Here is a 14,613-nt window from a genome sequence, read left to right as displayed (position 1 = left end):
CATAGTATAAAATCAAAAACTTTTCTTTAAAAAGAAAAGTTTTTGATTTTATTATTAATTATTTCTTGACCTGAAACGCTTTTCATAAATTATAAATAAGGAGTACTTCACGAGATCAGTATGAAAACGATACCTTTTGTTTATAATGAACTCGTGTATTTATAGAAAGTGGTGAAGAAATAATGAAATTAATCGCAATTGATTTAGATGGAACTCTTCTTTCAGGGAATAAAATGATTAGTAAAGAGAATGCAGAAGCAATTCAAAAATGTCAGGAAGCGGGTCATGTTGTAGCAATTTGTACAGGACGTTCTATCGTCGACATTGAAAGATTGTTGTTAGAAGTTAATTTAGAGTGTCCAATTATTGCGGAAAATGGTGCGCTTATATATAAAGATAAAAAAATGATGAAGAGATATCCAATTCAAAATATGCAAGCACTTGAAATTGTAGAATATCTTGAAGAGAATGGCTTATATTATCAGCTTTATACTGATAAAGGTGTGTATGTACCGGATTATGGAGTAGAGAGTGTACGTAATGAAATTGAGTATGTGAAGAGTTCAAAAGAAAATTTCGACTTGAAAGAATTAGAAACGATCGCAGCTTTATACCTTGAGCATACAGCGTTTCATAGTGCAGAAAGTTGTAAACCGATTATAGAAACTGATATACATGTGCATAAGCTTTTACCATTTTCTTATGACATAGAAAAATTAAAAAAGTTAAAAGCAGCGTTTCTGCATAATACTGATTTAGCAATTACATCTTCATATTGGCATAATTTAGAAATTAATCATCGAGATGCTCAAAAAGGAAATGGATTATATACTTTAGCAGAACATCTAAATATTCCAGTTGAAAATACTGTAGCGATAGGTGATGGGCTAAACGATGTATCCATGATGGAAAAAGCAAACATATCAATTGCAATGGGGAACGCAGTCGAAGAAATAAAAGCAATGTGTAAATACGAAACTTTATCAAATGAAGAACACGGTGTTGCACATGCTTTATATAAATATGTAATGTAATATAAAAAGAAAAAAAGAATCCAAATGGATTCTTTTTTTCTTTTTATTAGGGGTAAGGTATTCTATGAGATTCATAGAAGCCTTATTACTTTTTATTATATAGAATATATTGGAATAAATGTTTATATTTTTCATATTAATTGTGAAAATTTTATGAACTTTATATTTTTGTATTTTTATACTACTAAAATCGATGTGTATGACTCTGATATTAAAATCCGGTTTCTGCATGAGTATCCGTTTTAGATTGGTCGTACATTCAGAATTAATATGTGATGAACAAAATACGTACTGATTAAGGATTCATTTTATACGCAAATTCTTCTCTATTTTAATTGAAAAATAAAATTTATTCGAATAATTATTCTGCAGCTATATACCTAAAGGCACATTCTACGTATAATGGAGAAGTATAAATTTTGAATTTGTATTAATTTTACATATTGAGGTGAAAAAGGAATGAATGCGCGGCTAATGGAACTTATTGATGTGAGTACAATAGAAACCATGGCAGAACAGTTTTATAAATTAACCAACATATCACATCAACTTCTTGATGCTGAAAAAGAATGTATATTTTCTTTTGGAATAAATGAAATGAAAATATGTAAACTTCCCAAAATTGAAATCCCCATTTTTTTATACAATCAACATTTAGGATCTTTTGTAGTATGGTCAAACAAAAGTGACATTTTCAATTGTCAAAAATACTTTGAAATGCTTTCAAATCTAATTATAGATGGAGCAACAAAGGTATTTCAAAGTAAAAATACAACGTTGCTTTCTCGAAAAGAGGAGGAACTGCATACGATTTTACAAAACATGCCTGTTATGGTTGATGCGCTTGATTATAATGGAGATTTTGTATTGTGGAATCGGGAGTGTGAAATTGTAACAGGTTATACAGCTGAAGAAATAATAGGGAATCCAAATGCCCTACAATTATTGTACCCAGATCATAATTATCGTCACCAAATACAAACGAAATTTTTAACGTGTGGAAAAAATTTCAGGGATTGGGAAATGCACTTAACATGTAAAAATGGTGAAATCAAAACAATCATGTGGTCCAATATATCAGAACAGTTTCCTGTAACAGGATATAGCTACTGGGCTGTCGGAGTAGATATTACACATTTAAAAGCGATAGAAGACCAGTTAAAACAACAAACGTCTGAATTGGAATTAATTTTTAAGGCTTTACCAGATTTATGTTTCTTAACAGAAGATGATGGCACAATTATAGATTATAAAGCAGGATCCCCTTCGAAATTTTACGTACCGGCACAAGCTTTTATGGGAAAAAAGTTTTTCGAAGTATTACCATCTCCAGTAGCACAGCAGTTTCAGGAAGCAATTCATCAAGTGAAGGAAAAAGGGACGAATGTAATTGTTGAATATCCACTTACAATTAATGGGAGTGTCGATTTCTTTGAAGCTAGATGCTTACCATTATTACATGATAAAATTATGATCATTGTACGCGATATTACAGAACGGAAAAAGACAGAAGAATTGCTAAATAAATCAGATACACTTGCAGCAATTGGTCAATTAGCAGCTGGTGTGGCTCATGAAGTGAGGAACCCATTAACTGTCATTAAAGGGTTTATACAGTTATTTCAAATTAATAAAGAAGATCAAGAAAAATATTTTGATTTAATGCTTTCTGAAATTGAAAGAATAGAAGCGATTCTTCAAGAGTTTTTATCAATTGCTAAAACAGATGAGATAAATACAGAACAAAGAAATATTTATCAAATTTATAATAATGTCGTATCGTTAATGAATACAAAAGCAATTATGACGAATATTCAAGTGGAACTATATGCAGACAACAAAGACATAAGCATTGAATGCTCAGAAAATCAATTGAAACAAGTGTTTATTAATATTTTGCAAAATTCAATCGAAGCTATGCCAGATGGCGGGAAAATTACAATTCATATTAAAGAGATAAACGATGAAGGTGTCATTATTCATGTAATTGATGAAGGAATAGGGATACCTGAAGATAGAATTAAGAGATTAGGTGAGCCTTTTTATAGTACGAAAGAAAAAGGTACCGGTATCGGATTAATGTTAAGTTATAAAATCATTGAAAGTCATCAAGGAAATATAAGTATTATGAGTGAAGTTGGAGTCGGGACAACAGTAACGATTTACTTGCCGAAAGCTCAGAGCGAAAAATCTCTATCAAATTATGATGATAGATTCGAATCAATACGTCCAATTATTAACTCTTAAATTACTAAATCCCCAATAACCAAAAGCTTAACTTTTGGTTATTGGGGATTTTTATATTTAATTTAGTAAACTTTACCTTTTCTTAACCTTTGTTTTAATTTCTATTAAGTTTTTATCAGTATATTAATATTTGTGCAAAGTACTGTATAGAAAATGTGCATTACTTTTAATATATAGATTCAATTATTAGTAGGAATTCGGTAAGGAGGAGATTATGACAAGGTGAAAAAGCATGAGAAAAAAAGTGGTAGAGCAATACCGACGCGGTTAAATATTTTATTTCTTTGTGTATTTTTATTATTTTCTGCAATGATTATACAGTTAGGTAAAGTGCAAATTTTCGATGGAGAGACTTATAAAAATGAAGTAGAAAAGAGAGAAAATGCAACTGTGAGCCTATCTGTCCCACGCGGAAAAATATTTGATAGAGAAGGCAATCCAGTAGTTGATAATAAATCTTTACGTACAATTACATATACAAAGATGAAAGGTGTAAAATCAGAAGATATATTAAAAACTGCAAGACAACTTGCAGACATAATTGAAATGCCGCAAGAAGATATAGCTAAGTTAACTGAGACAGATAAGAAAGATTTTTGGATGCAATTAAATCCGAAACTGGCTGAAAATCTAGTATCGAAAAAAGAAATAGATACATTTAGAGAAAAGGATATTAGCGGCAAGAAGCTAGATAAAAAAATAGAAGAGTTAAAAAGAAAACGGGTTACAGATAAAAATCTTCAGGAATTAACAGAGAAAGATATAAAAGTGTTAGCTATTAAAAGTAAGATGACTTCTGGTTATCAAATGGCTCCTCAAATTATTAAAAAAGATGTTAGTGAAAAGGAATTTACTATAATTAGTGAAGGTTTAGCGAATCTCCCAGGTGTAGACGTATCGGTTGATTGGGAGAGAGTGTATGTAAATGATGGATTATTCCGATCTGTTCTTGGAAATGTTTCTAATTCCGATGAAGGATTACCAAGTGAACGATTAGATTACTACTTGGTACGTGATTATAGCCGAAATGATAGGGTTGGAAAAAGTTATATTGAGCAGCAATACGAAGATGTACTTCATGGTACAAAAAAAGAAGTAAGAAGCGTTGCAGATAAACAAGGTAATACAATTAGAACGGAAATCGTTTCTGAGGGAAAGAGCGGTAAGAATTTAACTTTAACAATAGATATGGAATTACAGAAGAAAGTAGAAGAAAGTATTGAAAAAATATTAAAGACATATAAAGGGTCAGAATCCATGTTGGACCGTGCTTTCGTTGTGATGATGAATCCGAAAAACGGACAAGTATTATCCATGGCCGGGAAAAGACTTGTAGAAAAAGACGGAAAAACAGAAGTTGAAGACTATGCATTAGGCACAATGACTAGTTCTTATGAGCTTGGATCAACAGTGAAAGGTGCGACAGTTTTAACTGGATTTGAAACGAAAGCTATAACACCAGGTACTTATTTTTATGATGCACCTATGAAGTTTAAAGGAACAAAGGAAAAAAAGTCTTGGAAAGAGTTTGGAAATATTGATGATTTAAGAGCGTTACAAGTCTCTTCAAACGTGTATATGTTTCATACAGCATTAAAAATTGCAGGTGTAGATTATGTGAAAAATAGTTCATTAAATATTAAACAGGAGTACTTTGATAAAATGAGGTATTATTTCAGGCAATTTGGATTAGGTGTTCCAACGGGTATTGATTTACCAAATGAAACAGCTGGACAAATTGGTAAAAAAGATAATCAACCTGGTTTCTTACTAGACTACTCAATTGGCCAGTATGACACCTATACGCCACTTCAACTTGTACAGTATATTTCAACAATCGCAAACGGTGGATATCGAATGAAGCCACAAATTGTTCAAGAGGTAAGAGAGCAAACGTCGCAAAAAGATGAAATTGGTAAAGTGGTACATGCAGTAGAACCAATCGTTTTAAATAAGATAGATATGAAAGAGGAATATATAAATCAAGTAAAAGAAGGATTTAGAAAGGTATTCCAAGAAGGTGATGGAACAGGAGTAAGGGCGTTCCAAAAAGCATCTTATAAGCCAGCAGGTAAAACAGGGACAGCGCAGACAGTATACGGTGGAGAACGTGATATTGGAAGAAATGAAAAAGGTGAGCGAAGAGAATGTTATAATTTAACGTTAGCAGGATATGCGCCGTATGATAATCCTGAAGTAGCATTCTCTGTAGTTGTGCCGTGGGTTATTAATGATAAATCTGGTATTAACTCTGATATTGGAAAAGAAGTTTTAGATGCTTATTTTGAACTGAAAAATAAGAGATTGACTGGAGAAACTATAAAAATAGATAGCTCTCAAGAAGGTTAAAACATATGAAATAGTACAGAAACTAGAGTCGACTTATTTAGAAATAGGTTCAAAATGGGTGATAGGGAGGTAAAATCATTCTATCAATTATTCACATTTTATAAAATAAATCATATATTGATAGCATAGGACAAGCTGAAAAGCTTATTCTAACCTCACAGAACACTCCTTATCACGGTTTGGCATCTACTTATGTAGATGCCTTTTTTAATTTAATCACTAACAATTATTTATCAACCTAAAGTAGCAAGCATATTAGGACTATTAGGTGAAGATTGACGGTAATAATTACAGTATGCTTAATAAGCGAATTGAAATGTAAGGAGTGAGAAATAAGTGCTAAATATTTTAGTGGTTAATTTTCCAGCAGAGGGACATGTAAATCCTACATTAAGTTTAGTCAAAGCCTATACTGAACGAGGTGATCACGTACATTATATTACGACAGAACAATTTAAAGGCAGAATTGAAGATTTGGGAGCTACTGTATATACACATCCAGATTTATTAAAGGAGATTTCTATTGATTCTGAAACTCCAGATGGGCTGAATTCTTTCTTTCGTGTACATGTTCAAACTTCTTTATATATATTAGAAATTATGAAACAATTATGTGAAAACATACATTTTGATTTCGTAATTTATGATATATTTGGCGCTGGAGAGTTAGTAAAGGAGTATTTACAAATTCCAGGCATAGTTTCTTCTCCTATATTTTTAATTCCTCCAAATTTTTTGGAAACATTACCTTTTCATCCAAATGCAGAAATACCATTCCAACCTGATAAAATTTCTGAACAGTTACTATATCAAATGGAACATGAATTTGGAGTAACACCTAAAAATAATCTTCAATTTATGCATAACAAGGGAGATATTACTCTTGTGTACACAAGTCGCTATTTTCAACCTAATAGCGATTTATTTGGAAGAAATAACATTTTTATTGGACCGAGTATTTCAAAGCGTAAAACAAATGTACAGTTTCCATTTGAATTACTTAAAGATAAGAAAGTTATTTATATTTCAATGGGGACACTGCTTGAAGGACTCGAACCATTCTTTAATACTTGCATTGATACTTTCTCGGATTTTGATGGAATAGTTGTAATGGCAATTGGTGATAGAAATGATTGTTCAAAAATTAAGAAAGCGCCAGACAATTTTATAATTGCTTCATACGTACCCCAATCAGAAATATTAAGTGAAGCAGATGTTTTCATTACACATGGTGGTATGAATAGCGTACACGATGCCATTTATTTTAATGTCCCATTTGTTATAATTCCACACGATAAAGACCAGCCAATGATAGCGCAAAGATTAACTGAACTTGAAGCAGCACATCGGTTATTGAAAGAGAATGTTAATGTGCAAACTTTAAATGAAGCGGTAACAGACGTTCTTTCAAATGAAAAGTATAAACATGGTATACGAAAACTGAATGATAGTTTTTTAGAATGTGGTGGTACTAAAGAAGCAATTGCAGTGATTACATCTCTTTTAAATAAATAGTTTAGCCAAGATAAAAACATAGAGGCACTACCTTTATGCTTTTATATTATTATACTGCAAACTGCACAGCAGTATTTGCATGTAAAAAAGCGGTATCAAAAACAGGTACAGTAAGGTCGTTTTGGGAAATGAGCAATGGTATTTCAGTGCAGCCTAGCAATATACCTTCTGCGCCATTTTGAATTAATGAGTTTGTAATTTGTAATAGCTTTTCTTTTGATGTTTCTGAAATAATTCCTTTACTTAATTCATTTAAAATAACATGATGAATAAAATTTCTTTCCTCTTTATTTGGAATAATTGTCTCAATGTTATAGTTCGCTAGACGTGATTTATAGAAGTCTTGTTCCATCGTTTGTTTCGTACCTAATAGTCCGATCCGTTTTATATTCTGCTCTACCATTTTTTTAGCACTTACATCACCAATGTGAAGAAGTGGAATAGATATTGCCTGTTCTACTTCTTCAGCAAATAAATGGACCGTATTGGAACACATTAATAAACATTCAGCCCCGGACTTTTCAACCTTTTTTGCAACTGTGACTAATTCGTTTTTCACTTCTTCGTATTGATGATTTTGTAATAAAGTAGTTACTTCACCAAAGTCCATGCTATATAAAACAAGCTTCGCATTTTGATCGTATTGAGAGAGTGTAAGTGTATTAATATGTTTATAGTATAACGATGTAGATTCCCAACTTAGTCCACCAATTAAACCGATTACTTTCATCGTACATTCCTCCCGTAACTATTTTGAATTCATTATTTCATAATTCCGATAAGAATACAATGATTTAAATGTGCCGTTAAACGAAAAATAAAAATAATTAGAAAAGTGTTGAAATTTATACTTATTAGTGCCATAATACGAATTACAAATTAATACTTATCCAGAGAGGTGGAGGGAACGGCCCTATGAAACCTCAGCAACCCCTATATAAATTTATAGGAAGGTGCTAATTCCGCAGAGGACACGATGTGTTTTTTGGAAGATAAGAGGATTCTTGAACGTGAAGAAAATGACCTCTTATGTAAGGGGTCATTTTTTGTTGTATAGAAAGGGAGTGTCGATGCATAATTCATTTTCAAAATAAATATAGAGTAATAAAAGTTGACTAATACGGGAGGGGAATTGTAATGAACAAATTATCAACAAAGTTAGTAGTAGCAATCGGAATTGGAGCAGCATTATACGGGATATTAGGACTTTGGGGATTTTCTATTGCACCCAATACATTTATTAAACCTGCATTAGCTATTTTAACCGTTTTTGGAGCGTTATTTGGTCCAGTGGCAGGACTTTTAATAGGACTTATCGGTCATACCGTAACAGATACAATCGCTGGATGGGGTATTTGGTGGGGGTGGGTTATTAGTTCAGGCATTATCGGCTTTGCAATGGGACTCATTCAAAAAAGAGTTAGCTTTAGTGTGAAAAACGGGACGTATAATAAGCGGGATATTTCTTATTTAGCCATTACTGGGTTAATTGGTATTGTCATTGCTATTATATTTGCTGGGGCATTCGATGTTATTGTGATGGGAGAACCATTTGACAAAATTGTTATACAAGTATTAGGAGCAACAATTGCTGATGTTATTGTATTTTTAGTTCTTGGATTGCCAATTACAATAGGTTTAGCTAAATCTAATAAGAAACATACACATTTAAAAATTGAAAAGTAGGGATGTTAACATGCAACCAATCATTTCTTTTGAACAATTCAGCTTTCAATATGAACATGCTGCGCAACCTACTGTAAAAGACATTACATTTCATATATACCCTGGAGAAAAAGTACTAATTGCTGGACGTAGTGGTTCAGGAAAATCAACATTAGCTCATTGTATTAATGGGCTAATCCCATTTTCTTATGAAGGGAGTAGTACTGGAACTATTTCTATTGCGGGAAAAGATCCGAGGAAAGGGAGTATTTTTGAACAGAGTAAACAGGTAGGAACAATTTTGCAAGATCAAGATGCACAATTTATTGGTCTTACAGTAGAAGAAGATGTAGCTTTTTATTTAGAAAATGAATGTGTAAATCAAGATGATATGAAAAAGATTGTTTCAGAATCATTAAAAAAGGTAAAGATGCATACTTTTCATAAACAAAGTCCGCATGAATTATCAGGAGGGCAAAAACAAACTGTTTCTTTAGCCGGTCTGTTAACGACAAATGCTAATATTTTATTGTTTGATGAACCGTTAGCGAATTTAGATCCAGTAAGTAGCTTACATACGATAGAACTTATTAAAGATATACATAAACAATATAATAAAACAATTGTACTTATTGAACATCGAATAGAAGAAATGTTCAATCTGGATTTAGATAAAATTATTTTAATGGATGAAGGGGAAATCGTTGAGATAGGAACACCAGAAGAGATTTTGGCCTCAAATATATTACCATCTATTGGCTTAAGGGAACCTATGTACATTGAAGGATTAAAGAGATTACAGTTTGATAGTAATAATGAGGTAATATACCCACTTGAAAATCTTCAAAGAGAAAGTGTTCGTAGCGCAATAAATGAGTGGATGGAGAAGCAAGTTTTTTGTAAAAATACTCCTAAAAACAAAGAAATATTGAAAGTAGAAAATTTGTCGTTCTCCTATTCTAATAAACAAAAAGTATTAGACAATGTAAATTTCTCCATTAAAGAAGGGGAAATTGTTGCACTTTTGGGTCATAATGGAGCCGGTAAATCTACATTAGCTCATAGTCTTATAGGCATAAACAAAACAAAAAATGATAGGATTGTATTTGATGAAGTAAATATCAATTCTTGGTCTATTCGTAAACGTGGTGAAGTCATATCTTATGTAATGCAAAATCCAAATCATATGATTACACAACCTACTGTTATAGAAGAAGTTTCATTTTCATTAAAATTAAAAAAGGTTTCAAAGGAAGAAATTAAGCATAGAGCGGAGGAAACGTTAAAAATTTGTGGCTTGTATCCATTTCGAAATTGGCCAATCCAGGCATTAAGTTACGGACAAAAAAAGAGAGTAACGATTGCATCTGTACTAACAACCAATCCGAAACTTATTATTTTAGATGAACCGACAGCGGGACAAGATCATTATCATTATAAACAGTTTATGACGTTTATAAGAAAACTAGCTGCAAAGGGAATATCTTTTATTTTTATTACACACGATATGAATCTCACATTAGAATATGCAGACAGAGCGATAGTTCTACATGAAGGAGAAATTATTGCGAATAATACTGCATCTACTGTATTAGGGAATTCAGAAACTTTACATAGAGCGCACTTAGGGGAGAGTTCTTTATTCAAACTCGTTAAATTAAGTGGTATTGCAAAACCTGAAAGATTTATAGAACTTTATTTTGATGTTATGAGGAGGGAGGAAGGTGTATAATACATATTTTCATCGTATGGATGGAGCAGTGAAATTGTTGTTATTTATTTTTTGCATGACGCTTACTTTTTTATTTTTTGATTTTCGCGTATTGCTATTTGTATTTATGATTGGATGTATCGGACTATTTATTGCTAAAATTCCATTTCGTAAAATTTGCATTGTTTTTACTGTTATATTTACATTTAGTTTATTAAATTCTGTCATGATTTTATTTATTACACCAACTCATGGATCTGAATTAACCGAATCATATACTTCGTTTTTACATATCGGATATGCAACAATTACATATGAAACATTATTTTATGCAGCTACACTTTCATTAAAATATTTTACGTTATTACCATTTACACTTATTTATATATATACGACTGATCCAAGCAAATTTGTGAGTAGCTTAAGTAAATTTCGAATTCATTATAAGATTACATATGCAATAAATATTGCATTACGTTATATACCTGATATTCAGTCCGAATATAAAGTTATTAAACATGCACAAGAGGCAAGAGGAGTAGCTTTTGAAAAAGGAGAAGCAAGTTTATGGATTCGTATGAAAAACCGTGTCTTAATTTTTTGGCCTTTAATTATTCATTCACTAGATAGAATCGATACAGTTTCAAATGCAATGGATTTAAGAGGATTTGGAAAGAAGAATACACGAACTTGGTTTTATACAAATAAAGCGAAAAGCGGGGATTTCATTGCTTTATTTGTAGGTATTTTTATTTTAATTGTTGCAGTGTATTTAAAGTTACATGTATTTCAAAACTTTTGGTATCCATTTTAAAGCACTCTCAAATGAGTGCTTTTACTTATTTTTATGTGGACATGCTCAAAAAAGGGATATTTACATAATGTATAATACGAACCAGTTAAAATGATCAACTACCTATTAGTTTTCAAACCAAAAGGAGGAGAAAATATGAGTTACGGTGGTTCTTGTGGTTTTGGTGGAGGTTTCGCGTTATTAGTTGTGTTATTTATTTTATTAATTATCGTTGGATGCAGCTGCTGGGGCGGAGGGTACTAATTTCTAATTAGTCTCCACAAATGTAAACTTAAAAAACATAGAAGATACTTATGTATCGAAACAAATAAAAAAGGAGCAATTATGCTCCTTTTTTATTTGTTTTCAGATGAGTTCATATTACATTTCGGCAATGTAATTGTCAAAGTTGTACCTTTATTAATAACGCTTCGGATTTTCAAACTACCTTGCATCGTTTCAATGATTTTAACAGCAACCATTGTACCTAAACCTGTACCTTTTGTTTTTGTACTAAAATATGGTTCACCAAATCGATTTACTTGCTCTTGTGACATACCAATTCCGCTATCCTCAATTCGAATAATAACTTTATTATTACTAATAGATGAGGAGATATGTAAAGTACCACCATTAGGCATTGCTTCAATCCCATTTTTTATTAAGTTTAAAAAACATTGTTGAAAGTGCTGTTTATTGCCTACAATTGTTGCTGTGGAAAAATCTTTTGTAATATGTATTGTATTCATATTGCATAATGGTAAGATCATATTAATAACTCGGTTCAACTCTTGTTCTACTGAAATATGATCTGATTTTTCTGAAGCAGGTTTGGCAAACGTTAAATAATCATCAATAATTCCTTGTGCACGATGTAACTCTTCAAGTATATGTTCAATATACTCATCTCTTGATTCTGGAGTTAAATTAGGTGTTTTTAAAAGTTGAGTAAATCCTTTTACGACAGTTAAGGGGTTTCTTACTTCGTGCGATATACTAGCAGCAAGTTGGCTAACAATCTCCATTTTTTCCATTTTAATCATCTTCGATCGCATACATACTGCATCTTTTAAAACTTCATTAAAATAAATGCCAAACAACATCAAAATGGTTGGTAATATTATGAAATAAATAATGTACAAATTATTCACTTCAAAATCTGATAAAGTTAATACAATTACAGTTGTAAATATTGCTAGAAAAAATGTTAAAAACATTCCATAAGCTACTTTAATTTTTCTATTATACTTATTAAATTTTGCGGATGCGAATGCTGTAACGATAAACATTGTTCCATAAACTAGTATTGTTAACATACTAAATCCATAAAATGAAAATCTTGTAATTAATAAAATAGCAAACAAAATGATACCAACAGGGAAGCCACCATAAAGTGTGCCTATTATAACTGGTATTTGTCTTAAATCATGAATACAATTTTCATCCATATAGATTGGATAGCGCATACATAAAATAAGAGGGATACTCGTACAAAGGATAATAAGTAATTTTTTATATTTCTTTAAATAGCGTCCGCTATCATATATAAAATAAAAAATAAATATACTACTTAAAATGTAAAGAAGATTATTTAATACGTTTTGATTAATATAAACAAAGTTCATAATATTTTCCTCGTTATTTTGAATTTCCATTTTATATGTATTATACATGATTATAGTAGAAACTTTATGTTTTTAATAATATAGGTTATATCTTTTCAGCATTTGCCACGTTTATCCACTCTTCATAAAATACTTTAACTGATTCATATCGTTCAGCTCGGCTTTCATTTACAGCACGATACGCTATTTCATATAAATTCCTACTTGCTTCCCATTTTGTAAAGGAACGATCTTTTCCATCTCCTAAAATTTCGAAAGCCATCGCCCCCATATTAAATACATTTGTTCTTGCATCAATCATAGCATTTAGCTCAAATTCTTCAGGAGACATAAAACGCGAGGAGCCCCATAATCTTCCCATTTTATTCACATATGGTTTTTTAGAATATAAATCAATATCACAAATCTTCGTCTCATTTGTATGAAAATTATATAAAATACTACCGTCATAAAAATCTAATGCTACATAGTTTTTCTTTTCGACATATGTATGGAAAGAAAAGATGGAATGTAATGATTGAATTCGTTCCATAACTGATAAATGTTTAAATTTATAAAATGGAGAGCTTGGATTAGTATATTTTTCAGGAGGCGGAAAACTCCAATGCGAATGGAGACATTCACCATCAAACCAATCGAAAATTAATACATATCCAGAGTGAACTGGAAAGTGTTCAATTAGTTTTATAAGCGAGTCATGCTTTAATTCCTCATATAGGAAAACCGATTTTTTTAACCTTTCAATAGCGTCTTTCACAGTTCCTTCATATGCAAGTGTTTGTGCCCCTGCATATTTAATAAATTTCTTACGCCCATCTTTTTCTACACCAAAAGATAGATTGCCTGAATCTTGCTGGTCAAAAACCGCAAATACGTTTCCTAATTTCAATAGCCAATCAAAATTATGATGTTCTTTTAACTGGAATGTAACTTGATTCAATTGAATTTCAACTGGAATATCTTTCATATTATACCTCGCATTTATTATAATAAAGTTGTATATTTCAGTATTCGACATATTTTGTGAAAATCCTATGTTAATCACATGAAATTTTATAAATATAATAATAAAAGATTATAAGAGGGTGGATAAAATGGAACAACAAATCGTTATTAAGCCATATGAAAAAGAATGGCATAAAGAGTATGTAATAGAAAAAGAGAAATTTATTTCTTTATTCGGAGGAGATTGTATTGCTATTGAACACATAGGGAGCACATCTGTACAAGGATTAGGAGCGAAACCTCTAATTGATATGATGATTGGTGTAACTGATTTGAAAATTACGGAAAAGTGGATTGAAGCGTTATTAAAAATTGGATATGAGTATGTTCCAAAAGAAACACCCAATCGACGTTTTTTTAGAAAGGGAAAATGGAGAGCTGGTACCCATCATTTGCATGTTTATATTTATAATAGTGAGGAGTGGAAGAATAACATTTTATTTCGTGATTTTCTTATAGAACATAAATGGGCACAGAAAGAATATAGAGAATTAAAAGAGGAACTTGCAACTACATATCCTTTTGATCGTGTTTCATATACAAAGGAAAAGGCACCGTTTATTCAAAAAATAATACAGGAAGCTAAAAAGATCGCTAAATAAAATTAAGTGATCTTCAAATTCTCATTTTATTTTAATCTTTCTCTCATGTTCCTTTCTTTTTAATTTG

Annotated in this window: 12 protein-coding genes and 1 riboswitch; of the genes, 9 read left to right on the top strand and 3 right to left on the bottom strand. The window is 31.2% G+C overall.

The annotated features are described in order from the left end of the window. The first annotated feature begins 182 nt into the window (after positions 1-182). The 4 genes from RBB48_RS18845 (at position 183) to RBB48_RS18830 (ending at position 7,145) form a co-directional block, all read left to right on the top strand. Complete coding sequence (locus RBB48_RS18845) at positions 183-1,034, top strand: Cof-type HAD-IIB family hydrolase (protein WP_088063593.1); 852 nt, start codon at positions 183-185, stop codon at positions 1,032-1,034. A 459-nt stretch (positions 1,035-1,493) separates the two neighbouring features. Next, on the top strand, positions 1,494-3,281 hold the full coding sequence (locus RBB48_RS18840) for a PAS domain-containing sensor histidine kinase (protein ID WP_098133340.1): 1,788 nt from the start codon (positions 1,494-1,496) through the stop codon (positions 3,279-3,281). A gap of 222 nt (positions 3,282-3,503) precedes the next feature. Beyond that, a complete protein-coding gene (locus RBB48_RS18835; protein ID WP_088063594.1) occupies positions 3,504-5,630 on the top strand; it encodes a peptidoglycan D,D-transpeptidase FtsI family protein in 2,127 nt (708 codons plus the stop codon). A 336-nt stretch (positions 5,631-5,966) separates the two neighbouring features. Further along, positions 5,967-7,145 (top strand): macrolide family glycosyltransferase, encoded by a 1,179-nt coding sequence (locus RBB48_RS18830; RefSeq protein WP_088063595.1) that lies wholly within the window; start codon positions 5,967-5,969, stop codon positions 7,143-7,145. Positions 7,146-7,194: 49 nt separating this feature from the next. Here the strand turns inward: RBB48_RS18830 and RBB48_RS18825 are convergent, their stop codons facing one another. Beyond that, positions 7,195-7,875: an aspartate/glutamate racemase family protein gene (locus RBB48_RS18825; RefSeq protein WP_088063596.1), complete on the bottom strand. Its 681-nt coding sequence runs from the start codon at positions 7,873-7,875 to the stop codon at positions 7,195-7,197. Positions 7,876-8,028: 153 nt separating this feature from the next. Further along, positions 8,029-8,144: riboswitch (SAM riboswitch) on the top strand. A 138-nt stretch (positions 8,145-8,282) separates the two neighbouring features. Here RBB48_RS18825 and RBB48_RS18820 point away from each other — a divergent pair. The 4 genes from RBB48_RS18820 to RBB48_RS18805 all read left to right on the top strand — a co-directional run bounded on the left by RBB48_RS18820 (position 8,283) and on the right by RBB48_RS18805 (position 11,578). Next, on the top strand, positions 8,283-8,831 hold the full coding sequence (locus tag RBB48_RS18820) for an ECF-type riboflavin transporter substrate-binding protein (RefSeq protein ID WP_001038206.1): 549 nt from the start codon (positions 8,283-8,285) through the stop codon (positions 8,829-8,831). 10 nt (positions 8,832-8,841) lie between these two features. Further along, complete coding sequence (locus RBB48_RS18815; protein ID WP_088609358.1) at positions 8,842-10,542, top strand: ABC transporter ATP-binding protein; 1,701 nt, start codon at positions 8,842-8,844, stop codon at positions 10,540-10,542. Further along, positions 10,535-11,335, top strand: coding sequence for an energy-coupling factor transporter transmembrane component T family protein (locus RBB48_RS18810; protein ID WP_088063598.1), 801 nt, complete (start codon positions 10,535-10,537; stop codon positions 11,333-11,335). The genes RBB48_RS18815 and RBB48_RS18810 overlap by 8 nt, the downstream gene beginning before the upstream one ends. A gap of 135 nt (positions 11,336-11,470) precedes the next feature. After that, positions 11,471-11,578 carry a YjcZ family sporulation protein gene (locus tag RBB48_RS18805; protein WP_000120182.1) on the top strand — a complete coding sequence of 36 codons (108 nt, stop codon included), beginning with the start codon at positions 11,471-11,473 and terminating at the stop codon, positions 11,576-11,578. Positions 11,579-11,670: 92 nt separating this feature from the next. Here the strand turns inward: RBB48_RS18805 and RBB48_RS18800 are convergent, their stop codons facing one another. Then, positions 11,671-12,939: a sensor histidine kinase gene (locus RBB48_RS18800; protein ID WP_088063599.1), complete on the bottom strand. Its 1,269-nt coding sequence runs from the start codon at positions 12,937-12,939 to the stop codon at positions 11,671-11,673. Between the two features lie 85 nt (positions 12,940-13,024). Further along, the gene (locus RBB48_RS18795; protein ID WP_088063600.1) at positions 13,025-13,906 is read right to left on the bottom strand and encodes a protein kinase; all 882 of its coding nucleotides are present in this window, start codon (positions 13,904-13,906) and stop codon (positions 13,025-13,027) included. A 127-nt stretch (positions 13,907-14,033) separates the two neighbouring features. Between RBB48_RS18795 and RBB48_RS18790 the strand changes: the two genes are divergently transcribed. Beyond that, positions 14,034-14,546 (top strand): GrpB family protein, encoded by a 513-nt coding sequence (locus RBB48_RS18790; RefSeq protein WP_088063601.1) that lies wholly within the window; start codon positions 14,034-14,036, stop codon positions 14,544-14,546. Positions 14,547-14,613 lie beyond the last annotated feature (67 nt).

Origin of the sequence: Bacillus sp. MMSF_3353 (genome assembly GCF_030733445.1) — a bacterium.
Lineage (GTDB): Bacteria > Bacillota > Bacilli > Bacillales > Bacillaceae_G > Bacillus_A > Bacillus_A wiedmannii.
This window is presented reverse-complemented; position numbering and strand designations above follow the sequence as displayed.

Bases quoted from the DNA above. Each gene is read 5' to 3' on its own strand.
- RBB48_RS18845 (WP_088063593.1), top strand. From the start codon at position 183: ATGAAATTAATCGCAATTGATTTAGATGGAACTCTTCTTTCAGGGAAT.
- RBB48_RS18840 (WP_098133340.1), top strand. From the start codon at position 1,494: ATGAATGCGCGGCTAATGGAACTTATTGATGTGAGTACAATAGAAACC.
- RBB48_RS18825 (WP_088063596.1), bottom strand. From the start codon at position 7,875: ATGAAAGTAATCGGTTTAATTGGTGGACTAAGTTGGGAATCTACATCG.
- RBB48_RS18820 (WP_001038206.1), top strand. From the start codon at position 8,283: ATGAACAAATTATCAACAAAGTTAGTAGTAGCAATCGGAATTGGAGCA.
- RBB48_RS18815 (WP_088609358.1), top strand. From the start codon at position 8,842: ATGCAACCAATCATTTCTTTTGAACAATTCAGCTTTCAATATGAACAT.
- RBB48_RS18805 (WP_000120182.1), top strand. From the start codon at position 11,471: ATGAGTTACGGTGGTTCTTGTGGTTTTGGTGGAGGTTTCGCGTTATTA.
- RBB48_RS18800 (WP_088063599.1), bottom strand. From the start codon at position 12,939: ATGAACTTTGTTTATATTAATCAAAACGTATTAAATAATCTTCTTTAC.
- RBB48_RS18795 (WP_088063600.1), bottom strand. From the start codon at position 13,906: ATGAAAGATATTCCAGTTGAAATTCAATTGAATCAAGTTACATTCCAG.
- RBB48_RS18790 (WP_088063601.1), top strand. From the start codon at position 14,034: ATGGAACAACAAATCGTTATTAAGCCATATGAAAAAGAATGGCATAAA.